The organism is Agrilactobacillus yilanensis (genome assembly GCF_003946725.1).
Lineage (GTDB): Bacteria > Bacillota > Bacilli > Lactobacillales > Lactobacillaceae > Agrilactobacillus > Agrilactobacillus yilanensis.
This window is the reverse complement of sequence record NZ_RHOY01000004.1, coordinates 79,108-102,554: the sequence shown is the minus strand read 5'-3', so window position 1 is coordinate 102,554 and position 23,447 is coordinate 79,108. Positions and strand designations below refer to the sequence as shown.

Sequence of the window (23,447 nt, the reverse complement as noted above, 5' to 3'; positions counted from 1 at the left end):
CTACCTGCCAAGTCTAGGTTATACTGCGAAATCAACCCGTGTTGGTTCGCGCTCTGATTTAAAATCCGGTTTTTATCAGTTTTTCATTAGCCATGATTTTGCGTAACTGGAGCATGGCGGTGTAGGTGGCTAAGATATAAACTTGTTTTGTAGGCATTTTTTTGATTTCAGGTAGGACGTCTGACATGCCTTGAACGTGGGTGAGGTCGGTTTCTGGGACATTAGCAACTTTTAATCGGAAGTCAATATCATCAGATCGTTCTCCGCCGGCAAGGTAGGCTTTGATTTTTGCTTTAGGTAGATTTTCAAAGTCACCATCCCAAATCCAACTGGTATCAATACCATCTGCGTAATTGGCATTAAGCAAGACACCTAAAGAGAAGTCGTTTTGTTCTGTGTGCAGCAAGTCCAGGACTTGGTTTAGGCCCACGGGATTTTTGACTAGAATTAAGGTGACTGCTTTATCACCAACTTGAATGGCTTCTTGGCGGCCAAAGACTTGTTCATTTTGAGTGAACGCTTTGGCGATTTCGGCAGGTTGAATATCATAGAATCGGCCGACAGTATAAGCGGTTAAGGCGTTATAAATATTATAAGTACCACCAATATTCAAACTGAATGTTTGATTGTCAATTGTAAAACTAGAACTAACCGGTGTTTGGCGATTAATTTGCCGAATTTTTTGAGTTAACTCAGGCCGTTTGAAGCCGCAATTTGGACAGAAATAGTTGCCTAAATTTGCATAGGTCAATTCATGATAGTGTAAAATGTGATTACATTTTGGACATAAAACACCATCCGTATTAACACTGGCTTTAAAATCTCGATGGCCGTCAGTTGTTTCAAAACCATAATAAATTTTAGGATTAGGGATATCTTTGGAAGCAAAAATAGCAGCGTCCCCATTCATAATGACGGTGGCTTCTGGTGCAAGTTTGATGCCGGCCAAAATTTTATCATAGGTCGTATAGATTTCACCGTAACGATCCATTTGATCCCGAAAAATATTAGTTAGAACAAAGGCTTTAGGGGTGATATAACGACAAACCGGTGCAACGTTGGCTTCATCAACTTCTAAAATGGCTAGCTTTTTGTTGTGGCGATGATGATGATGGGCTAAAAAGGCGGTGACAATACCTTGTGTCATATTGGAACCCGTGGGATTTGTCAAAATTTCATCGTATTTTTGGCTCAAGACTTTAACAATCAATGCTGTAGTTAAAGTTTTACCATTTGTGCCAGTAACAATGATGACTTCATAGCCTTTTGACAAGCTTTTTAAAATATCTGGATCGATTCTTTCAGCAGTTTTACCTGGAAAAGAACTACCACCTTTTAAAACATTATGCAAAAACCAATAACTTGATTTACCAGTGACTGTGGCTAAAGCAGACTTTATACTCATAATAGCCGCCTTTCTATTTCGAAAACATTTTTAACTTATCTAATAATAGCAAAAAGATTTGTGATTGAGTAGCAAATTTCGTAATTCATAATGAATTTTAAAAACTAAGCGAGTATACTTAAGGGTTGTGAGTATTTACGAAGGGAATGCATTCTAGTGGCCCAATTATTTTTTCGTTACGGCGCAATGAATAGTGGTAAAACGATCGAAATTTTGAAGGTAGCACATAATTATGAAGAGCAAGGCAAAGCGGTCATTATTATGACAAGCGGTGTAGATACCCGAAATGGTGTGGGCATGGTTGCTAGTCGAATTGGACTAGAAAGAGAAGCGATTGCGGTTTATGATGAAACCAATATTTATAATTTGGTCAAAAAGTTGAACGCTAATGCTGCTTGTGTTTTAATCGATGAGGCACAATTTTTGAAGAAACATCATATTTTGGAAGCTTCCCAAATTGTGGACACTCTAAAAATACCAGTTATGGCTTTTGGGTTAAAAAATGATTTTAAAAATGAATTGTTTGAAGGCTCGAAGTATTTATTGCTGTATGCTGATAAAATAGAAGAAATGAAAACGATTTGCTGGTTTTGTAAAAAGAAGGCTGTCATGAATCTTCGTGTTCAAAATGGGCAGCCTGTCTACCAAGGTCAGCAATTACAAATTGGCGGAAATGAGTCTTATTATCCGGTGTGTCGGCGTCATTATTTTCATCCTAAATTATAAAACTTAAGGAGTTGTCGTATGGACAAGATATTTGAACAATTAGACGGTTTATTAGGCCGTTACAGTGAATTGCAAGAATTAATGTCAGACCCTGAAGTCATTAATGATACAAAACGTTATATGGCCCTTTCTAAAGAAGAAGGCAGTGTGCGTGAAGTCGTTTCTGAATATAAACGCTATAAAGCGGTGGAATCTGATATTAAAGAAAGCGAAGAAGTTTTAAGAGAGTCCCATGATGCGGAACTAGAAGAATTAGCAAAAGAAGATTTGCGGGAATTACAGGCTGAAAAAGCAACTTTAGAAGAACAGATTAAGATTTTAATGCTGCCTAAAGATCCTAATGATGACAAAAATATCATTATGGAAATCCGTGGCGCTGCCGGTGGTGACGAAGCGAGTTTGTTTGCCGGTGATTTATTGGGCATGTATCAAAAATATGCTGAACGACAAAATTGGCATTTTGAAATTATCGATGAGAATCGGACTGAAGTTGGCGGCTTCAAAGAAGTTTCAATTTTAATTACAGGGAGTAGCGTTTTCTCAAAATTAAAATATGAAAACGGCGCCCATCGAGTTCAGCGGGTACCACAAACAGAATCTCAAGGTCGTGTACACACATCAACAGCAACGGTTGCAGTGATGCCTGAGTATGATGAAGTAGATGTGGATATTGATCCAAAAGATATTCGGGTGGATGTTTATCGTTCATCTGGTGCCGGGGGTCAGCATATCAATAAAACCTCTTCAGCGGTGCGGATGACGCATTTACCAACAGGGATTGTTGTTGCCATGCAAGATCAACGGTCACAACAACAAAATCGGGAAAAAGCCATGCAGATTTTGCGGTCCCGGGTTTATGATTATTATGAAAGTGAAAATCAAAGTGAATATGATGCTAGCCGGAAATCAGCAGTAGGTTCTGGCGATCGTTCTGAACGGATTCGGACGTATAATTACCCACAAAACCGGGTGACTGACCACCGAATCGGATTAACTTTAAATAAATTAGATCGAATTATGGGCGGCGATTTAGGCGAAGTAATTGATGCCTTGATTGTTTATGATCAAGCACAAAAGATGGAGCAAATTCAAAATGGCGAATCTGACCTATTTTAAGGGTCTTCAAGCAGCCAAAGCACAGTTTGAAGCGGCTGGCAAGAATTTTGAAGATTTAATGTATGTCTTTTTGACACGGCAGCATTGGACTCAGACGGATTATTTAGTGAACCAACAGCAGGTGATGCCATCGACGGTACAAACACAGTTGAAGGCAGATAGTCAACAACTTTTGGCGGATGTGCCACCGCAATATATTGTGCATGAAGCTTGGTTTTATAATCGAGCCTTTTATGTTGATGAAAATGTTTTAATTCCGCAGTTTGATACGGAAACATTAGTGGCTTGGGTATTGGCAGATTACCCAGCTGATCAGCCGTTGAACGTTTTAGATATTGGTACAGGTAGTGGTATTTTAGCCATTACTTTAAAATTGGCACGGCCAAATTGGCAAATAACCGCAACTGATATTTCAGAAGCCGCTTTAAAAGTGGCTGCAAAGAATGCAAAAAAATTAGATGCAGCATTGACCTTTAAACAAGGCGATTTGTGGGCAGCTGTGGCCGATCAGAAATTTGATCTAATCCTCTCCAACCCACCTTATATCAGTCGTTCAGAAATTGGTGTGATGGACAAAAGTGTGTGGCGCTATGAACCGGAGATTGCCCTATTTGCTGCTGAAAATGGCTTGGCGTTTTATCAGCGGTTTGCTGAAGCGGTATCGGCGCATTTGACAGCTTCTGGACAGTTTTATTTAGAATTTGGTTATCAGCAAAAACAAGCCTTGGCAAAACTTTTTCAAGAGGGTTTGCCACAGGTTTCTTTGGCGTTTAAACAAGATTTAGCCGCACAAGATCGAATTTTACGTGGCAAATTGAGTTAGGAAGTAGGTATAAAAGTGACAAAACGTTTGAATACAACAGAAATCGCTGAAGCAGCAGCTTTTATTAAACAAGGCCAACTGGTGGCTTTTCCCACAGAAACCGTTTACGGTTTAGGGGCAGATGCCACCAATCCTACAGCTGTTAAACAAGTCTATCAGGCTAAAGGGCGGCCTAGTGATAATCCTTTAATTGTCCATGTGTGCTCTTTTGAACAAGTGCAGCAATATGCCATTTTACCCAGCGCAGCGGTTTCAGAATTAGTTGCTAAATTTTGGCCAGGGCCATTAACAATTATTTTACCGATTCGAAATGGTGCTTTGGATCCTTGTGTTACGGGTGGCTTAAAGACGGCGGCTTTTAGAATGCCAGATAATGCGGCGACGTTGGCTCTGATTAAAGCGGCCGGTGTGCCGATTGTAGGGCCCTCTGCCAACACTTCCGGCAAACCTAGCCCGACAACAGCCGACCACGTGCTACACGACCTAGGCGGCAAAATTGCGGCAGTTTTGGACGATGGGCCGACAACAGTTGGTGTTGAATCAACGGTGATTGATCTTTCAGTAGTTCCCGCCGTCATTTTAAGACCAGGTGCGGTAACACGCCAAGCGTTATTGACGGTTTTGCCTGAAGTTTTGGATAATCAGCATCATGTGGCTAAAGATGAAATTCCTAAGGCGCCGGGAATGAAATATCGCCACTATGCACCAGAGGCAGCGGTGATTATTGTAAAGCAGGCGGCCGATTTTCCAAAAGCCATTAAGTGGGCACTAGCACAAGACGTTGCGGTAGGCTTATTAGCTACGGACACTGTTTTAACGGCGCAAAGTGAGATTCGTTTTAAGTCGCAGTTTAGCTTAGGCAATTCGGTAACTACAGCCAGCCGGCATTTATTTGATGGGCTACGTTATTTTGATTTACAGCCTGAAATAAAGATTATTTTAGCAGAAGGCTTTGAAGCCACGGGGCTAGGTACAGCGTATATGAATCGCCTGGAAAAAGCAGCTGGGGCTCATTATTTTGAGCGTGAAAATCAAGAAAATTAATTTTGGAAACAAACCAGTTTTATAAAAAATACCCGTCATGGCTTATTAAGTAAGCCAGTGTTATGGGGAAGGTCAGCAGTGAAAACTGGTGGCTATTTTTTTGCAAAAATCACGTTATTTTTATATTGAGTAATGATTCACAATTGTTTTTTATCCAGTCGTACAGTCTAGCCAAGCAAAAATCGAGCGATCATTAATATATCAGTTTTAAAATGTAATTGTAAAGAATTATTAAAATTTATAGGAGATTGAAAAAATGTTATTTATTATTGCGCTTACATGTTATTATATAGGGGCAACAAATATAATTGTTATTGGAGGAAGGACTTATGATTAATTGGCTTCGTAATAGTAAGATTGCAATGTGGCTGCTAACGGTGATGCGGCTTTATCTAGGTTATCAGTGGACAATAGATGGCTTTGGTAAAGTAACAAAAGGGTTTGATGCCCAGGGCTTCATCATGAATGCGATTAACAATCCAGTTTTAACCCCTGAAAAAGCAACAGCATATCCCCATTATGTCGGTTTCTTGAAATCATTTGCACAACCTAATATTGCCTTTTTTAATTTCGCGGTATCATGGGGTGAATTATTAGTTGGTTTAGGCCTATTGTTTGGCACGTTAACAACTTTAGCAGCCTTTTTCGGGATGGTTATGAACTTTGCTTACTTATTCGCAGGCACAATTTCGGTTAATCCGCTATTTATTATTTTAGAAATATTCTTTTTGATGGCTGGCTTAAATGCTGGTAAGATTGGATTAGATCGCTGGGTTATTCCGTTCTTCAGAAAGAGATTACCTTTTTTGAAGGGTGACCCTAATCCAGATGTTTCATTAAAATAGTAAGATACCGGAGGCTTTTTTGTGGCTTTGACAAATAAGACACCTAGTACAAAGGTGCAGCATGTTTTTGATAATATTGCCGATCATTACGATTCGATGAACAATGTCATCAGTTTGGGATTGCACAATCATTGGCGGCAACAGGTGGATGCAAATTTGGCCCTTCAAAAAGGGGATCAAGTGTTGGATCTTTGCTGTGGGACGGGTGTTTGGACTTTTATACTTGCGGATTTAGTAGGCCCTACAGGTAATGTTGTTGGCTTGGATTTCAGTACGGGTATGTTAGAAGTTGCTGAACACAAACAAGCTCAAGAAAATATTAAAAATATTCAATTTCTACAAGGTGATGCGCAAGAATTGCCTTTTGCAGCGAATACTTTTGATAAAGTCACCATCGGTTTTGGATTACGTAATGTGCCGGATGCCAGTCGGGTACTGGAAGAAATGTATCGGGTTGTTAAACCTGGCGGCCATGTGGTTTGTTTGGAAACCTCGCAGCCACAGCAGCCAGTTATTCGGCTAGGTTGGGAACTTTATTTTGGGAAATTATTGCCTTTAGTAGGCGGCTTAATTCATCGTTATGATGAATATAATTATTTACAAAGTTCCACCCACAAATTTGTTTCACCAGAAATTTTAGAAGCTTTATTTATCCAAGCTGGTTTTAAAGCAGTACATTATGATACTTTTGTTGCAGGTGCTGCAGCTGCCCATTATGGTCAAAAAAGTTAATCATCCGTAAGATAATGCCCTGGACGTCAATTTTGATTTTCAGGGTATTTTTTGTGCACGCGTTCCAGAAGCCAAAAATCATAAAAAACGAACTGTCGGTAGGTTAGACTTTCCTATTTTATGTTTTCTGTGTATAATTTTCATATTAACTACTATTAGGAGGCGCTTTATTTGAATAATTTCGAACAACAAGACCCAGAATTATTTGCTGCGATTCATAACGAAGAGGACCGTCAAAATAAAACAATTGAATTAATTGCTTCAGAAAATATTGTTTCTAAGGCTGTCCGTGCTGCACAAGGTAGTGTTTTAACGAATAAGTATGCTGAAGGGTATCCAGGTCATCGTTATTATGGTGGCTGCGAATTTGTAGATGTGGCTGAAACGTTGGCAATTGACCGGGCTAAAACACTTTTTGGTGCAGAATACGCTAATGTACAGCCCCATTCTGGTTCTTCAGCAAATATGGCGGCTTACCGAGCTTTCTTAAATGATGGTGATCGGGTCATGGGTTGGGGGCTTCAAGATGGGGGCCATTTAACCCACGGTGCGAAAGTTAGTTTTAGTGGTCAGGAATATAATTTTCAAGAATATGGTTTAAATCCAGAAACAGAACGCTTAGATTATGATCAAATTTTAGAACAAGCTAAAGTATTCAAACCTAAAATGATTGTTACGGGGGCTTCTGCTTATAGTCGGGAAATCGACTTCAAGAAGTTCCGTGAAATTTGTGATGAAGTTGGCGCTTACTTAATGGTAGACATGGCCCATATTGCTGGGTTGGTCGCTGCTGGCGTACATCAAAGCCCAGTGCCTTATGCAGATGTTGTTACAACAACAACGCATAAAACATTAAGAGGTCCTAGAGGTGGCTTAATTTTAGCTAAAGCAGAATATGGTAAAGCGATCAATTCTGCTATTTTCCCAGGAATCCAAGGCGGCCCATTGGAGCATGTTATTGCAGCTAAAGCGGTCTGCTTGAAAGAAGCAATGCAACCAGAATTCACAGAGTATGCAAAACAAATTGTTAAAAATGCCCAAGCCATGGCTGAAGTATTTGCCCAAAGTGATGATGTTCGCTTGATTTCTGGCGGTACAGATAACCATGTGATGCTATTAGATGTTACAAAACTCGGGATGTACGGCCGAGATGTTCAAGATTTATTGGATACGGTACACATCACGCTAAACAAAAATACAATTCCAAATGAACAAAACGGGCCATTTAAGACCAGCGGGATTCGGGTAGGTACCCCAGCTATTACAACCCGCGGCTTTAAAGAAGCAGAGGCAAAAGAAGTTGCCCAATTAATTTTAGAAACTTGTCGGCATAAAGATGATGCCCAAGCTCTTGAAAAGATTGAAGCAAGCGTCGCTGCATTAACTTCTAAATTTCCAATTACAGATTAATTCGTAATTGCCTATTGGTTTTTTCATGTCTATACGCTAGAATAGTATGAGATTAAAACGAAGGTGGCTCTTAAATTGGGAAAATTTACAGTACTAAATCATCCATTGATTCAACACAAATTAACGATTATTCGTAACAAAGAAACAGGTACGCGCGTCTTCCGGGAAGTTGCTAACGAAATTGCAGAATTGATGGTCTATGAAATTACTCGTGATTTACCATTGAAAGATGTAGAAGTTCAAACGCCAATGGCAACCGTAACTGAAAAGACATTAGCTGGTAAAAAATTGGCAGTCATTCCAATTTTACGTGCAGGTTTAGGCATGGTAGACGGCGTTTTGGAATTGATTCCGGCAGCCAAAGTTGGACATGTTGGTATGTATCGTGATGAAAAAACGCTAAAACCTCACGAATATTTTGTTAAAATGCCTGCCGATATTGATCAACGGGATTTATTCATTGTTGATCCAATGTTAGCAACGGGTGGTTCTGCGATCATGGCCATTGATGCTTTGAAGAAGCGGGGCGCATCATCTATGCGGTTAGTAGTACTTGTAGCTGCGCCAGAAGGTGTTAAGGCAGTCCAAGAAAAACATCCAGATGTGGATATTTATGCAGCTGCTTTAGACGAAAGATTAAACGAAAATGGCTACATCATCCCTGGTTTAGGCGATGCTGGTGACCGACTTTTCGGGACTAAATAAGCGATAAGTTAGAAAAAAGGTTGACACAAGACCAATGTTTTGTGTTGGCCTTTTTGCGTGATTAAATTGGGAAAAGCGTCGTTAATTTTCAGCAAACCAAATATATAAATATTAGTAATCAATCTTTATAATGATAAAGCACTAAGAAAATAATTAAATGTGATATAAAAGGCTACCTTACTAGCATCATATCAATGGTTTAACATTTTATATTTATGAATATTGTTAATATTTTAGTCGTGGGGCTTTGTCTTTTATGCTATTTGGTGGTATTATTTCACTTGTATTTTGACACAACTCAGTTCGTCAAAATGCTTATAAGAGTTTTGCTGAATTGTGTTGATCGCCTCTGCCAGACAAGGGATCTACATAAGGCGTACATTAATGATGAAGGGAGGAAGGAAAATTTGGATGAGAAGTTGCCAATTGTGAACTTCGGGGGCTTAAGCTTCAATTTAGCCAATGATATTTCTGGCTTACTTGCATGCTTAATAGTTATTGGTCTTGTGCTTTATCTTTCAAGAAAACCATCTTTGCGGCCGGGTAAACGGCAAAATGTATTAGAATGGCTGATTGACTTTGTCCATGGTATTGTCAAACAATCAATGCCTGGTGAAGAAGGTCGGAAATTTTATGGCTTTGCATTTGTTTTATTTATGTTTATCTTTATGGCCAACCAGTTAGGATTAATCCTGGAAATCAATGTTGGAGATTATAATTTTGTTAAATCACCAACGAGTGATCCAGTGGTTACAATGACTTTAGCCGCATTAGTTCTATTAATGTCCCATTATTTCGGTATAAAAAAATGGGGCTTTGGGACGTACTTGAAGAACTATACAAGACCTATTGCCCTCTTAACGCCGATTAACATTTTAGAGGAATTTACGAATTTCTTGACACTGTCTTTGCGGTTGTACGGTAATATTTATGCCGGTGAAATCTTATTGAAGCTAATTGCTCAATTTATGGGTAGTTTCGGTGTTGTTAGTTTCATTCCTGGCGCATTACTAGAAATGGTCTGGCAAGCATTTTCCGTCTTTATCGGAAGCATCCAGGCATATGTATTTGTAACATTATCTATGGTTTACATGTCCAAAAAGCTCGAACAAGAGTAACTTGTTAAATTATCTAGGAGGTATTTTTTTATGAAAACAATCGGTGCTGGTATTGCTGCAGGGCTAGCTGCCTTAGCTGCATCTTATGGTAACGGGCACGTTATTGCTAAGACAATTGAAAGTATGGCTCGCCAACCAGAACTATCTGGTCAATTGCGTGGGACAATGTTCATCGGTGTAGGTTTAATCGAAGCCGTGCCAATTATTGCCATCGTCATCTCATTCTTGATTCTTTTCTTATAATCGAGTTATGCAATTTAAATTCGTTTAGAGAGGAAGTGCAATAGAGATGGACAAACTTGTTTTTGGTGCTGCACTTCAAACGGGTGACATGTTAATTTATTTGATTTTATTCGTAATCATGTTTGCGATCGTAATTAAATTTGCTTATGCACCTGTGGCCAAAATAATGGCAAAACGGGAAGATAAGATCAATGGCGATCTAGATTATGCTGAAGACACTCGGAAAAAAGCAGACGATTTAGCCGCAAAACGCAATAGTGAATTGAAAAATACACGTGCTGAAGCAACACAAATCGTTCAAAATGCGCAAAAGAGTGGCGAAACACAGCGCGATCAAATTGTTTCACAAGCCCAAAGTGAAGCTCAACAACTGAAGTCAAATGCGCAAAAAGATGCTGAACAAGCACGCGTCGATGCTTTAGCTAGTGCAAGAGATGATGTTGCACAATTATCGATTCAAATAGCTTCTAAATTAATTAGTAAAGAATTAAATGCTGATGATCAAAAAGCATTGATCGATTCTTACATTGAAGGGTTAGGCGATACCAATGGCTCTAGATAAATACACTATTGGTAGACGTTATGGTAAAGCATTATTTGAGTTGGCTGAAGAAAACGATACCTTAGAAAGCACTTTTGAAGAACTAATGGCTTTACGCCATGTGTTTGAAGATAATGCAGAATTAGGTGATATCTTAACGGATACCCGTTTAAATTTAACCGAAAAAAAACCTATTATTGATGGCTTGAAAGCAAATTTCAGCCCATCTATTCAGGCTTTTTTACAGATGGTGTTTGAATACAAACGAATGAGTGACATTTTATTCATCGTTGACCACTTTGAAGCATTATATGATGAAAAGAAAAAAATCATTTTGGCAGAAGTAACCACAGCCATTGCATTAACGGATGCCCAGCAAGAAAAGTTAAGCCAACAAATCGCTAAGCGTTTTGAGGCTAATGAAGTCAAAATTGACAGTGTTGTGGATCCAGCAATTATTGGCGGGGTTATTGTCAAAACTGCGGATAAAGTAGTCGATGGTAGTTTACGGACAAAATTAGCAAATATTGAATCCTTACTACTGAATAAATGATCAAAAATGAGAGGTGAATTGAATGAGCATCAAAGCTGAAGAAATTAGTGCTTTGATTAAACAACAACTTGAACATTATGATGATCAGCTTGTCGTTGACGAAGTCGGTACTGTGACATATGTTGGTGATGGTATTGCCCGTGCTCATGGATTGAACAACGTTATGGCTAACGAATTGTTATCATTTTCTAACGGTTCTTATGGCGTTGCCCAAAACTTAGAGACAAACGATGTTGGTATTATCATTTTTGGTCGATTTGATGACATTCGTGAAGGCGACACTGTTAAACGAACAGGTCGTATCCTCGAAGTTCCAGTTGGCGAAGATATGATTGGTCGGGTTGTGAATCCTTTAGGTCAACCAATTGATGGTTTAGGTGAAATCAAAACAACAAAGACAAGACCAATTGAATTTAAAGCGCCTGGCGTTATGCAACGTCAGTCTGTAAATGAACCCTTACAAACAGGGTTGAAGGCCATTGATGCCTTAGTTCCAATCGGCCGTGGCCAACGTGAGTTAGTCATCGGTGACCGTAAAACAGGTAAGACCTCTGTAGCGATTGATACAATTATTAATCAAAAAGGTCAAAATATGATCTGTATTTATGTTGCCATTGGTCAAAAGGAATCAACGGTTAAAAACCAAATTGAAACTTTACGTAAATATGGTGCCATGGATTACACAATTGTTGTAACCGCTGGCCCTTCTGAACCTGCCCCATTATTGTATATTGCCCCTTATTCAGGCAGTGCCATGGGTGAAGAGTTCATGTATAACGGCAAGCACGTTTTGATTGTTTTTGATGATTTGTCAAAACAAGCTGCGGCTTATCGTGAAATTTCCTTGCTGTTGAGAAGACCACCAGGCCGTGAAGCTTATCCTGGGGATGTTTTCTACTTGCATTCACGTCTGCTAGAACGTTCTGCGAAGTTAAGTGATGCATTGGGCGGTGGCTCAATGACCGCTTTACCGTTTATTGAAACACAAGCCGATGATTTATCTGCTTATATTCCAACAAACGTTATCTCTATCACCGACGGACAAATCTTCTTGAAGAGTGATTTGTTCTATTCAGGGACACGGCCAGCAATTGATGCCGGTGCTTCTGTTTCTCGGGTTGGTGGTTCTGCGCAGATCAAGGCGATGAAGAAAGTTGCCGGGACTTTACGTGTGGATTTGGCGTCTTATCGTGAATTGGAATCATTTGCCCAATTTGGTTCTGATTTAGATGCGGCAACACAAGCCAAATTAAACCGTGGTCGTCGGACAGTAGAAGTTTTGAAACAACCAATTCATAAACCATTACCTGTTGAAAAACAAGTATTGATTTTGTACGCTTTAACTCATGGTTATATTGATGCGATTCCAGTTGATCAAATTGGCCGTTATCAAGATGAATTATTTGCTTTCTTTGATTCTAATCACAAGGATATCTTGGATGGTATTCACGAAACTGGGAATTTACCAGATGAAAAAGAATTCAATCAAGCAATTGAATCATTTATGGCTGGTTTTGACACTGGTGAGGCGTCTGTTGTTGGTGACGATGCAGACGATGACCAAAGTCAAGCAAACTAATTGATCATGAACGTTAAGGTGGTGCGACAAGTTGGCTGAATCTTTAATTGATATTAAACGTCGAATTAGTTCGACAAAGAGTACACAACAAATCACAAAAGCCATGCAAATGGTTTCAGCCTCAAAATTGTCTCAAGTAACACAGCGCGCAAAAAACTATCAAGTTTATACGCAAAAGGTTCGTGATATTGTTGTACATCTTGCGGCTTCCCAAGTTTTAAATGGTGTTTCGATTAGTAACGATGATGGTTCTAGTAATTTAAGACACATCTCAACCAGTAGTTTATTAATTCAACGGCCAATCAAGAAAACGGCTTATTTGGTTATTACCAGTGATCGTGGCCTTGTAGGCAGTTATAATAGCACAATTTTAAAGAATATCATGTCGATCATTTCTAAGAAAGATCCTAGTGAATACTCTTTAATTGCCATTGGTGGGATGGGTGCTGACTTTTTCAAAGCAAGAAACTTAAATGTCTCTTATGAGTATCGGGGTGTCAGTGATATTCCGACATTTGATGAAGTCCGTGAAATTGTTACAACCGTTGTTTCTATGTATGATGCCAGTGTTTTTGATGAATTGTTTGTTTGTTACAATCATTTTGTTAACTCATTGAGTTCCGCATTCCGTGTAGAAAAAATGTTACCGATCGTTGATTTAGATACTTCTGAAGTCAATGAAAAAATTGATTATATTTCTGATTCAACGCCGGAAGAAGCGTTAGATGTTATTTTGCCGCAGTATGCTGAAAGCTTAATTTATGGTGCGATCATTGATGCCAAAACGGCAGAACATGCCAGCTCCACAACGGCAATGAGCAGTGCTTCGGATAACGCAGATGATTTGATTAGCAAATTATCAATCAGATATAATCGGGCCCGTCAGGCTAAAATTACAACTGAAATCACCGAAATTGTCGGTGGTGCAGCAGCATTAGAATAAATTTAGAAGGGAGAGTGGATATATGAGTCGTCAAGGAGAAATTGTCCAAGTTATTGGACCTGTTGTTGACGTGCAATTTCCATTAGATGGAAGTTTGCCTGAAATCAACAATGCCTTGAGAGTAAAGAGTAATACGGGCAATACGGTTGTCTTAGAAGTTGCTCTTGAATTAGGTGATGGTGTTTTAAGAACAATTGCCATGGACTCCACAGACGGTCTTCAACGGGGCACTATCGTTGAAAATACGGGTAGTTCCATCTCCGTACCAGTTGGTGAAGAAACTTTAGGACGGGTGTTTAACGTCTTAGGTGAACCAATTGATGGCGGGGAAGACTTCCCAGAAGATTTCCGTCGGGACAATATTCATAAAGAAGCACCTAAGTTTGAAGATTTAAACCCAAGTTCTGAAGTGCTTGAAACTGGGATTAAGGTCATCGATTTATTAGAACCCTACCTTCGTGGTGGGAAAGTCGGACTATTCGGTGGTGCCGGTGTCGGCAAAACCGTTTTAATCCAAGAATTAATCCACAATATCGCCCAAGAACACGGTGGTATTTCTGTATTTACCGGTGTCGGCGAACGTACCCGTGAAGGTAATGATTTATACTTTGAAATGAAAGAATCAGGTGTCTTGGAAAAGACAGCCATGGTCTTTGGTCAAATGAATGAACCCCCTGGTGCCCGGATGCGGGTAGCTTTGACTGGTTTGACAATTGCGGAATATTTCCGTGATGTTCAAGGGCAAGACGTTTTGTTATTTATTGATAACATCTTCCGTTTCACCCAAGCCGGTTCAGAAGTATCTGCCTTGTTGGGACGTATGCCATCAGCCGTTGGTTACCAGCCAACATTGGCTACTGAAATGGGTCAATTGCAAGAACGGATTACTTCAACTAAGAAGGGGTCTGTTACTTCAATTCAAGCCGTTTATGTACCTGCCGATGACTATACGGATCCGGCACCTGCAACGACTTTCGCCCATTTGGATGCAACGACTAACTTGGAACGTAGCTTAACGGAACAAGGGATCTATCCAGCCGTTGATCCATTGGAATCTTCTTCTAGTGCCCTTGACCCAGAAATCGTTGGGGAAGAACACTATGCTGTTGCCACAGGGGTTCAGCACGTGCTACAACGTTATCATGAATTGCAAGATATCATCTCTATTTTAGGGATGGATGAATTATCTGACGATGAAAAGATGATTGTTGCCCGGGCACGGAAGATTCAATTCTTCTTATCACAAAACTTTAGTGTTGCCGAACAATTTACCGGGGTACCTGGTTCTTATGTACCAGTTGCTGAAACGGTTAGAGGCTTTAGAGAAATCTTGGATGGTAAGTATGATGACTTACCAGAAGATGCTTTCCGTGGCGTCGGTGCCATTGAAGAAGTTGTCGAAAAGGCCAAAAAAATGGGCTTTGGGAATTCTCAAGAATCTGATGAAGATGCTTCTGATGCACCTAAAGCTGCTAATGCCTAAGGGGGTTAGCGAATATGGCCGATAACGAAAAAGAACAAATTTTGACGGTTAGCATTGTAACCCCAGATGGCGTTGTTTATCAGCATCATGCACGGATGTTGGTTGTTAAAGCGTTGGACGGGGATTTGGGGATCATGGCTAATCATGAACCTATTATTGCGCCGGTTAAAATTTCAGAAGTCCGGGTTTATCGTTTAGACGAAAACCATCTAGACACAGTTGCTGTGAATGGTGGCTTTTTAGAAGTCAGCGATAATCATGCATCAATTGTTGCGGATTCAGCTGAACGGGCACGCGATATTGATTTGCGTCGGGCTCAAAAAGCCAAAGCACGGGCTGAAAAGAAAATCGAAACTGCTAAAACACAACATGACAGCGATGAGATGCTTAGAGCACAAGTTGCTTTAAGACGTGCAGTGAATCGGATTTCCGTTTCAAATCATCAAAGTAATAATTAGTTTTCAGTGCGATTTAGAGATTGGGATAAGACTTGAGTCTTATGGCCAATCTCTTTTTTTATGTTATATTAAAAGTAGTGAATAAAAAAGGAGTAAAGAAGTTTGAAAATTGTAGGCTTACAAGCGGTTTATACAGCGTTCAGCCATATATTTTTCATTGTGCTGACCTTTTGGGCCATCCGTTCATTGCGTTTTGACGCTTTAATTAAACGGGATCATGTGCCGCAAGCACAACTAATTTTAGTTTTTCTAGCGATTGCCATTGGTTACAATGTCAGTTCTTTTTTCTTGAGCTTAGTAGAGCAAGCTCATAATTTTATTTATTTACTCCATTAATTCTGTTCATTGTAAAGTGCATAGGAGTATAATAAATAATTAAGGCGTAAATTGCCTTATTTTAAGATAGTTTGTTATATGATATAATCAATCAACGTAATTAACGAGAGGGGAACAGACATGGCAAAAGGTATCGGCATTGATTTAGGAACGGCTAATGTTTTGATCAATGTTCAGGGCAAAGGTATCGTATTAAATGAGCCATCTGTAGTGGCCATTAATATGTCTGACGGGAAGGTTTTAGCCGTCGGTTCTGATGCGTATAAAATGGTTGGGCGTACACCTGGTAATATTCGGGCAATTCGGCCTTTAAAAGATGGTGTTATCGCTGACTTTGACATAACCGAAGAAATGCTTTCTTATTTCATCAATAAATTAAATGTAAAAAGCGCATTATCTAAATTAGATATTTTAATCTGCGCACCAACAAACACAACATCCATTGAACAAAAAGCAATTATTGAGGCTGCAGAAGCTTCAGGCGGCAAAAATGTTTATCTTGAATTTGAACCAAAAGTTGCCGCTGTCGGCGCTGGCTTAGATATTTTTAAACCACAAGGTAATATGGTGATTGATATTGGCGGCGGGACTAGCGACATTGCAATTTTGTCCATGGGCGAAGTGGTTACCAGCCAATCCTTGCGTTTAGCAGGAGATAAGATGGATCAAAATGTGTCCGCTTATGTGAAACAAAAACATGGCTTGTTAATCGGGGACCATACGGCTGAAATGATCAAAAAAGAAATTGGCTATGCTTTTGAACCAGATCCAGAAGCAAAACTAGCCGTTCGTGGCCGGGATATGGCTACTGGCTTGCCTAAAGAAGTAGAAGTCACGGCAATTGAAGTTGAAGAGGCTTTGCATGATACTTTAGCCACTATTATTGAAGCTGCTAAGAGTGTCTTGGAACAAACACCACCAGAATTATCAGCAGATATTATTGATCATGGTATTATGATCACCGGCGGGGGCGCTTTATTACGCGGGATCGATCGCTTATTCGCAGAGCATTTACAAGTACCCGTATTATTGGCCGATCAACCATTGGATTCTGTTGCTTTAGGCACTGGTATTTTATTGCAGCATTTATCCGATACTAAAAAAACACGTTAAGAGGTATATGAAGCATGGCTCAAGATCAAGTCCATACCGATCATGTTAAAAAACATCATGATGTTGAACCGGTCAGTTACCCACGGTGGATTTTAAAACGGATTTTATTACTCATTTTAGTGGCCATAATCATGATGATTATTGGTACGATGGTGGGCTATAAATTAGGTGGCGGTAATCCATTTAAGGTGTTTTTACCTAGCACATGGCAGCATATTTTTGACTTCTTCCACTAGAATTGGAGGAGTTTCATGAAACAAATTATGATTTATTTGGTCCGTTTTTATCAGCGTTTTATTTCGCCGTTATTCCCGCCAAGCTGTCGTTATTATCCAACGTGTTCTAATTACATGTTATCTGCTTTAAAAAAACATGGCTTTATTAAGGGATTCATCATGGGTATTGCACGAATTATCCGCTGCAACCCCTTTATTAGAGGCGGCGTTGATCCGGTACCAGATAAATTTACGTTACGACGCAATCCTCATCCTGAGGACTATGTAGACGAAATCATTGCAAAGAAGTTTTATAACCATAATTAAGGAGTTTTTATGCGCAAAAAAGAACAAAATATTGCGGTTAAAGTCAATAATGTAACAATCAATGAAAAAGCAGGCTATGAATTGTTGATCAACGACAAAAAAGTTGGCGTTATCATTGAAGAAGAACCACAGCGTTTTGAAACACAAATGCTAGGGGATACCGCAACAAAACATTTTAAACAGTTAGACGATGCAATCAATGATTTATTGATGATGTATAACTTACATCAAAGATAAAAGTACCTAAGGGGTTTTTCGAAATATGAATGAAACAAATGACGGGTCTTCAAGAATTGACTATGGCATTATTTTAACAATTATGTTGTTATCATTAGTGGGCTTGTTATCTTTATATGTGGCGATCAGTCACGATTCATCAGCGGGAAGTCCAACCCGAGCAGTGATTGTTCAGACGCTTTGGTATGCAATTGGTGCCATTGCGGTTATCATCATCATGCAGTTTGATGCCGAACAGCTTTGGCGGATTGCGCCTTATGTTTACGGCTTAGGGCTCTTCTTATTAGTGGCCGTCTTGTTTTTATATAGTCGATCGTATTACCTTCAAACTGGGGCAAAAAGCTGGTTTGCACTGGGCTCTTTGACTTTTCAGCCTTCTGAAGTGATGAAGCCGGCATTTATTTTGATGCTGGCGCGAACGGTAAACCTGCATAACAGCCGCTATAATCAACATACACCAAAGTTTGATTGGCTTTTAATCGGCAAAATGGTCCTTGTTTTAGTACCAGTCGCTGTTTTATTAAAATTACAAAATGACTTTGGGACGATGCTTGTATTCTTCGCCATCTTTGGCGGGGTCTTATTAGTTTCAGGGGTTACTTGGAAAATTCTAACACCTTTAATTTCCGGTGTCGTTTTAATTGGTGGGACAGCAATTACGTTTGTCGGCACGGACTGGGGTCGTAGTTTACTGATGAAAATTGGGTTTCGGAGTTATCAGTTTGACCGAATTGATAGCTGGCTCAATCCTTCACAAAATACAACTGACAAAGGTTACCAACTGTGGCAGAGTATGAAAGCCATTGGTTCTGGGCAGCTGACTGGTAAAGGTTTTAATCAGTCTGATGTGTATGTTCCAGTTCGAGAATCAGATATGATTTTTTCAGTCATTGGCGAAAACTTTGGTTTCATTGGCGGCTGTGCATTAGTCCTGCTCTACTTTTTACTGATTTATCAAATGATTCGCGTAATTGTTGATACAAAAAATGAATTTTATGCCTATATTTCCACTGGGGTCATTATGATGATTTTATTCCATGTTTTTGAAAACATCGGGATGAGTATTGGCCTATTACCATTGACAGGTATACCATTGCCTTTTGTCTCCCAAGGGGGATCGTCTTTACTGGGCAATATGATTGGTATTGGATTGATTATGTCGATGCGATATCATTATAAGAGTTATATGTTTAGTACAAATGAGAATTTCAGATAGGTGTGATAGATAATGGCAGCACAACAATCAGAATATTTTTGGCAAGAAACATTAGATACCGGCGTCGTTCGGCTAGGCTTAACACCTCAGGCACAAGATGAATTGGGCCGTGTTAAGTTTGTAGATTTACCGAGTCAAGCGGGCACCTTAACAAAAGGGGATACTTTATTAGCCGTTGAAGCTGAAAAAGCTGTTTTAGATTTACCAGCACCAATTAGTGGTGAAATCAAAAAAGTGCATACAGCAATCACGGATGAGCCTGAATTAATGAACAGTACCAATCGCAAGGACAACTGGATTGCAGAGATTATTGTGACAAAATCCTAAAACAAAACTTGACAGTTGGACAAAGATTGATTATGATTTCAATAATTACAAATTAAATTTTTGCGAAGAACAGATGAGTAAGTTAACCGTTTTTGCTAAGAGAGTTTTCATTTTGGCTGAGAGAAAACCTAAAACGATAGCTGAATATGGTCTGTGAGCGTTCAATTGGTGAGTTTTGACGAACCAATTGCGGTAGTGCCGTTACCCAGAACTCAATGGAGTTACGAAGGCTGGTTTTGTGAAGAACCGGCAAAACAAGGTGGTACCGCGTCTGAGACGTCCTTTTTTAAGGGCGTTTTTTATTTTACATTTTTTTAGAGGAAGTGAGCTTTTGATTGAATTTAAAGATGTCAGCAAAATTTATCATACCCGCCAAAATACGATTACAGCCGTTGACAAGGTTTCGTTAAAAATTGGCAATGGTGAAATCTTTGGGATTGTTGGTTATTCCGGCGCTGGCAAAAGTACCTTAGTTCGAATGATTAATAGTTTAGAGCCCCCTACATCGGGCCAGGTTTTAATTGATGATGTGGACATGACCCAGCTGCGGGGCAAAGCATTGCGTCAGACCCGTCAAGAGATCGGTATGATTTTCCAGCATTTTAATTTATTATGGTCCCGGACAGTTCGGCAAAATATTGAGTTACCTTTGGAATTAAAAGGTGTGAGCAAAGTGCAGCGCGCCCAAAAAGCGGCGGAATTAATCGATTTAGTCGGATTAGATGGTCGTGAGGATGCTTATCCCTCAGAATTATCTGGTGGTCAGAAACAACGGGTGGGCGTGGCCCGGGCGTTAGCCAATGATCCTAAAATTTTGCTTTGTGATGAAGCAACCAGCGCCTTAGATCCAGCAACGACTGAGGAAGTTTTAGAATTACTTTTGAAGATTAATCGAAAGTTAAATATTACCATGGTGGTCATTACCCATGAGATGCATGTGGTTCGAAAGATCTGTCAAAATATGGCAGTGATGGATTCCGGCCGTATTGTGGAACAAGGTTCTGTGTTAGATATTTTCAGATATCCACAAGCTGCTTTAACAAAAGAATTTGTTCAAGAAGAAGTTAATCCGGAAACTGAAGATACAGAGGTTATTTTGGATGAATTACTGGCTAAAGTGCCAGATGGTCTGATTCTGAAGTTAACTTTCCATGGGGAACAGGCAAAGCTGCCGATTATCTCTGAAATGCTTAAAAAGATGCCTGAAGTTCAGTTAAATATTATTGAAGGTAATATTCATCAAACTCAAGGCGGCCCGTTAGGTAACTTATATTTGCAGTTACGGGGCAATTCAGAACTGTTAGAACAGGCAGTAGCCTATTTGAAACAAATGCGTGTGGATATGGAGGTGATTCGAAGTGGCAGATCCAAATAGCTTAGCGTCATATTTTGATTTCTCACAAGTCGATTGGCAGGCTTTGTGGACAGCAACGGGAGAAACCGTTTGGATGACTTTATTTTCAGTAGTATTTGTCTTTATATTCGGTATTATTTTAGGCTTATTACTTTATGAAACAACTGGGAAACACAGTGCTGGCGCTTTTATTTTAAATAAAATAACCGCCATTTTAGTTAATGTTTTCCGGTCAATCCCATTTATTATTTTAATCGTACTGTTAATTCCGATTACGAAGCAAATTACCGGTACAATTATTGGCCCTAGAGCAGCAATGCCATCATTGATCATCTCAGCAGCACCGTTTTATGCACGGATGGTTGAAATCGGCTTTCATGAAGTCGATGCAGGTGTGATTGAAGCCGCCGAAGCGATGGGGGCTAGCAAGCTGCAAGTGATGTGGAAAGTCTTGTTGCCGGAAAGTTTACCAGCAATTATTTCAGGTATTACAGTAACCGGGATTTCATTAATTGGTTACACTGCTATGGCGGGTGTGATTGGTGCTGGTGGGTTAGGTAACTTAGCCTATCAAGATGGGTTCCAGGCCAACCAAAATGCCGTTACCCTGACCTCTACCGTTGTTATTTTGATTATTGTCTTTATTTTCCAAGCCATTGGGGATTTCACAGTTCGTAAAATTGATAAGCGTTCGGTCGCTTAATAATTAATATATTTATTGGAGGAATTAGATCATGAAGAATTTGAAAAGAACTTTAGCATTAACTTTCACAGCCGTTGGGGCGGCTTTACTTGTTTTTGCCGGTGGACAAACCGCTACAGCAAAAGCAGCTACAACAATTACGGTGGGGGCATCTCCTGTCCCTCATGCTGAAATTTTGAAACATGTTCAACCGCAATTGAAAAAAGAAGGCGTCAATTTAAAAATCAAGAAATTTACGGATTATGTAATGCCTAATAAAGCTTTATTATCCAAAGATATTGATGCCAACTATTTCCAACACATTCCGTTTTTAGAAGATTACAACAAGAAAAATAAAACAGATATTGTTAATGCCGGTGCAATTCACATCGAACCAATTGGCATTTATTCCAATGAAGTTAAGAAACTTTCAAAAGTGAAAAAAGGTTCTAAAGTTTTGGTCAGCAACAACAAACCTGACTGGGGTCGGGTTTTGACGATCTTAAAAGATGCAAAATTAATCACTTTGAAAAAAGGGGTTAAGGCCACAGATGCAACTTTCAAAGATATTGCTAAGAACCCTAAGAAATTAAAGTTTGAATATGATTTTGAACCAAAATTGATGCCTGAACTATTGGATAAAGATGAAGGTACTTTAGTAGCAATTAATGCCAACTATGCCGTTGGTGCTAAATTGGATCCAACTAAAGATGCCATTGCTTTAGAAAAGAGCTCTTCACCTTATGGGAATATTATTGCCGTACGTAAAGGTGATGAAAAGAAACCTGCAATTAAGAAATTAGTAAAGGCTTTGAAATCTAAAAGTACACAACAATGGATTGAAAAGAAATATAAAGGTGCCATTTTACCAGTTAAAGACTAATTTATAAAAAATAAAAATCCCTGAGGCAGCGATGACTCAAGGATTTTTTTGTGATCTAGGCTGATAGTAAAGGCCTTTAGAAATAAAAATTGTAATGGCTTTCAAAAAAATATTTAGATAAACTATATTTTTATCAATAATCATTTTAAAATGATTGAAAACGGTTCTCATTTAGCTTAGAATAAGACTATTGAGTATTTTATTTCACCTATGGAGGTTCAAGTATATGTCTACATTAGAAGTTAAAGATCTTCACGTCGGTATCGACACACAAGAGGAAGGGTACCAGGAAATTCTTAAGGGCGTTAATTTAACCATGTCTACTGGTGAGATTCATGCCATTATGGGCCCTAACGGAACAGGGAAATCAACGTTATCCGAAACAATTATGGGTAACCCAACATATAAAGTAACACAAGGGGATATTTTATTAGATGGCAAGAGCATCTTAGAGATGCCAGTTGATGAACGGGCACGTGCTGGGCTATTTTTAGCAATGCAATATCCTGCTGAAATTGCCGGAGTCACGAATGCTGAATTTATGCGCGCAGCGATCAATGCTCGCCGTGCAGAAGATGATCAAATTTCAGTGATGAATTTCCTAAAACGGTTAGATAAAAACATGAAAATTTTGGATATGGATGAAGAAATGGCTGAACGTTACTTAAACCATGGTTTTTCCGGTGGTGAAAAGAAACGTAATGAAATTTTACAATTGATGATGATCCATCCATCTTTTGCCATTTTGGATGAAATTGACTCTGGTTTAGATATTGATGCCTTGCAAGTTGTTTCTAAAGGTGTTAATTCTCTACGTGGTGCTGATTTTGGTTCATTAATCATTACCCACTATCAACGGTTATTAAACTACATCGTGCCAGATTTTGTGCATATTATTATGGATGGCCGCGTTGTTAAGACTGGTGGCCCAGACTTAGCTAAAAAACTTGAAGATGAAGGTTACGCTGGATTACGCGATGAGTTAGGCATCGATGTTAGTTTGACGGACGATAACAAAAAGGAGGATTAAGGC

28 protein-coding genes and 1 other annotated feature are annotated in these 23,447 nt (G+C 39.4%); of the genes, 27 read left to right on the top strand and 1 reads right to left on the bottom strand.

Annotation, left to right across the window (positions count from 1 at the left end):
• Positions 1-58: 58 nt before the first annotated feature.
• Positions 59-1,405: a Mur ligase family protein gene (locus EKM93_RS04730; RefSeq protein WP_125713589.1), complete on the bottom strand. Its 1,347-nt coding sequence runs from the start codon at positions 1,403-1,405 to the stop codon at positions 59-61.
• 156 nt (positions 1,406-1,561) lie between these two features.
• Between EKM93_RS04730 and EKM93_RS04725 the strand changes: the two genes are divergently transcribed.
• The 27 genes from EKM93_RS04725 to sufC all read left to right on the top strand — a co-directional run bounded on the left by EKM93_RS04725 (position 1,562) and on the right by sufC (position 23,444).
• Positions 1,562-2,131 (top strand): thymidine kinase, encoded by a 570-nt coding sequence (locus EKM93_RS04725; RefSeq protein ID WP_125713587.1) that lies wholly within the window; start codon positions 1,562-1,564, stop codon positions 2,129-2,131.
• An 18-nt stretch (positions 2,132-2,149) separates the two neighbouring features.
• Entirely contained in the window at positions 2,150-3,247 is a 1,098-nt protein-coding gene (gene prfA / locus EKM93_RS04720; RefSeq protein WP_125713585.1) for a peptide chain release factor 1, read from the top strand.
• Entirely contained in the window at positions 3,225-4,070 is an 846-nt protein-coding gene (gene prmC / locus EKM93_RS04715; RefSeq protein ID WP_125713583.1) for a peptide chain release factor N(5)-glutamine methyltransferase, read from the top strand. Before prfA ends, prmC begins: the two co-directional genes overlap by 23 nt.
• A gap of 15 nt (positions 4,071-4,085) precedes the next feature.
• Positions 4,086-5,114, top strand: coding sequence for an L-threonylcarbamoyladenylate synthase (locus EKM93_RS04710; RefSeq protein ID WP_125713581.1), 1,029 nt, complete (start codon positions 4,086-4,088; stop codon positions 5,112-5,114).
• Positions 5,115-5,443: 329 nt separating this feature from the next.
• Positions 5,444-5,959, top strand: coding sequence for a DoxX family membrane protein (locus tag EKM93_RS04705; RefSeq protein ID WP_125713579.1), 516 nt, complete (start codon positions 5,444-5,446; stop codon positions 5,957-5,959).
• 21 nt (positions 5,960-5,980) lie between these two features.
• Positions 5,981-6,691 (top strand): demethylmenaquinone methyltransferase, encoded by a 711-nt coding sequence (locus EKM93_RS04700; RefSeq protein ID WP_125713577.1) that lies wholly within the window; start codon positions 5,981-5,983, stop codon positions 6,689-6,691.
• A gap of 171 nt (positions 6,692-6,862) precedes the next feature.
• A complete protein-coding gene (glyA, locus tag EKM93_RS04695; protein WP_125713575.1) occupies positions 6,863-8,101 on the top strand; it encodes a serine hydroxymethyltransferase in 1,239 nt (412 codons plus the stop codon).
• A gap of 75 nt (positions 8,102-8,176) precedes the next feature.
• Positions 8,177-8,806, top strand: coding sequence for a uracil phosphoribosyltransferase (gene upp / locus EKM93_RS04690; protein ID WP_125713573.1), 630 nt, complete (start codon positions 8,177-8,179; stop codon positions 8,804-8,806).
• A gap of 407 nt (positions 8,807-9,213) precedes the next feature.
• The gene (gene atpB, locus EKM93_RS04685; protein ID WP_125713571.1) at positions 9,214-9,924 is read left to right on the top strand and encodes a F0F1 ATP synthase subunit A; all 711 of its coding nucleotides are present in this window, start codon (positions 9,214-9,216) and stop codon (positions 9,922-9,924) included.
• Between the two features lie 30 nt (positions 9,925-9,954).
• Complete coding sequence (gene atpE, locus EKM93_RS04680; RefSeq protein ID WP_125713568.1) at positions 9,955-10,167, top strand: F0F1 ATP synthase subunit C; 213 nt, start codon at positions 9,955-9,957, stop codon at positions 10,165-10,167.
• 46 nt (positions 10,168-10,213) lie between these two features.
• The gene (gene atpF, locus EKM93_RS04675) at positions 10,214-10,729 is read left to right on the top strand and encodes a F0F1 ATP synthase subunit B (protein ID WP_125713566.1); all 516 of its coding nucleotides are present in this window, start codon (positions 10,214-10,216) and stop codon (positions 10,727-10,729) included.
• The gene (gene atpH / locus EKM93_RS04670) at positions 10,716-11,261 is read left to right on the top strand and encodes an ATP synthase F1 subunit delta (protein WP_125713564.1); all 546 of its coding nucleotides are present in this window, start codon (positions 10,716-10,718) and stop codon (positions 11,259-11,261) included. The genes atpF and atpH overlap by 14 nt, the downstream gene beginning before the upstream one ends.
• 22 nt (positions 11,262-11,283) lie before the next feature.
• Positions 11,284-12,840, top strand: a complete 1,557-nt coding sequence (gene atpA, locus EKM93_RS04665) for a F0F1 ATP synthase subunit alpha (protein ID WP_125713562.1) — start codon at positions 11,284-11,286, stop codon at positions 12,838-12,840.
• 31 nt (positions 12,841-12,871) lie between these two features.
• Entirely contained in the window at positions 12,872-13,783 is a 912-nt protein-coding gene (locus EKM93_RS04660) for a F0F1 ATP synthase subunit gamma (protein WP_125713560.1), read from the top strand.
• A gap of 22 nt (positions 13,784-13,805) precedes the next feature.
• Positions 13,806-15,266 carry a F0F1 ATP synthase subunit beta gene (gene atpD / locus EKM93_RS04655; protein ID WP_125713558.1) on the top strand — a complete coding sequence of 487 codons (1,461 nt, stop codon included), beginning with the start codon at positions 13,806-13,808 and terminating at the stop codon, positions 15,264-15,266.
• A gap of 14 nt (positions 15,267-15,280) precedes the next feature.
• Positions 15,281-15,724: a F0F1 ATP synthase subunit epsilon gene (locus EKM93_RS04650; RefSeq protein ID WP_125713556.1), complete on the top strand. Its 444-nt coding sequence runs from the start codon at positions 15,281-15,283 to the stop codon at positions 15,722-15,724.
• Positions 15,725-15,826: 102 nt separating this feature from the next.
• On the top strand, positions 15,827-16,060 hold the full coding sequence (locus EKM93_RS04645; protein WP_125713554.1) for a DUF1146 family protein: 234 nt from the start codon (positions 15,827-15,829) through the stop codon (positions 16,058-16,060).
• Between the two features lie 120 nt (positions 16,061-16,180).
• Positions 16,181-17,173, top strand: a complete 993-nt coding sequence (mreB, locus tag EKM93_RS04640; RefSeq protein ID WP_125713552.1) for a rod shape-determining protein — start codon at positions 16,181-16,183, stop codon at positions 17,171-17,173.
• A gap of 14 nt (positions 17,174-17,187) precedes the next feature.
• Positions 17,188-17,409: a DNA-directed RNA polymerase subunit beta gene (locus EKM93_RS04635; protein ID WP_125713550.1), complete on the top strand. Its 222-nt coding sequence runs from the start codon at positions 17,188-17,190 to the stop codon at positions 17,407-17,409.
• 15 nt (positions 17,410-17,424) lie between these two features.
• On the top strand, positions 17,425-17,715 hold the full coding sequence (yidD, locus tag EKM93_RS04630; protein ID WP_125713548.1) for a membrane protein insertion efficiency factor YidD: 291 nt from the start codon (positions 17,425-17,427) through the stop codon (positions 17,713-17,715).
• Positions 17,716-17,724: 9 nt separating this feature from the next.
• Positions 17,725-17,952: a DUF2969 family protein gene (locus EKM93_RS04625; protein ID WP_125713546.1), complete on the top strand. Its 228-nt coding sequence runs from the start codon at positions 17,725-17,727 to the stop codon at positions 17,950-17,952.
• A 25-nt stretch (positions 17,953-17,977) separates the two neighbouring features.
• Positions 17,978-19,168, top strand: a complete 1,191-nt coding sequence (locus tag EKM93_RS04620) for an FtsW/RodA/SpoVE family cell cycle protein (RefSeq protein ID WP_125713544.1) — start codon at positions 17,978-17,980, stop codon at positions 19,166-19,168.
• Between the two features lie 12 nt (positions 19,169-19,180).
• Positions 19,181-19,495, top strand: a complete 315-nt coding sequence (locus tag EKM93_RS04615; protein ID WP_125713542.1) for a glycine cleavage system protein H — start codon at positions 19,181-19,183, stop codon at positions 19,493-19,495.
• Positions 19,496-19,551: 56 nt separating this feature from the next.
• Positions 19,552-19,782, top strand: a binding site (T-box leader).
• A 44-nt stretch (positions 19,783-19,826) separates the two neighbouring features.
• The gene (locus EKM93_RS04610; protein ID WP_125713540.1) at positions 19,827-20,870 is read left to right on the top strand and encodes a methionine ABC transporter ATP-binding protein; all 1,044 of its coding nucleotides are present in this window, start codon (positions 19,827-19,829) and stop codon (positions 20,868-20,870) included.
• On the top strand, positions 20,854-21,552 hold the full coding sequence (locus tag EKM93_RS04605; protein ID WP_225423628.1) for a methionine ABC transporter permease: 699 nt from the start codon (positions 20,854-20,856) through the stop codon (positions 21,550-21,552). The genes EKM93_RS04610 and EKM93_RS04605 overlap by 17 nt, the downstream gene beginning before the upstream one ends.
• A 40-nt stretch (positions 21,553-21,592) precedes the next feature.
• On the top strand, positions 21,593-22,414 hold the full coding sequence (locus EKM93_RS04600) for a MetQ/NlpA family ABC transporter substrate-binding protein (protein WP_376923073.1): 822 nt from the start codon (positions 21,593-21,595) through the stop codon (positions 22,412-22,414).
• A gap of 226 nt (positions 22,415-22,640) precedes the next feature.
• Positions 22,641-23,444, top strand: a complete 804-nt coding sequence (gene sufC, locus EKM93_RS04595; protein ID WP_125713536.1) for a Fe-S cluster assembly ATPase SufC — start codon at positions 22,641-22,643, stop codon at positions 23,442-23,444.
• Positions 23,445-23,447 lie beyond the last annotated feature (3 nt).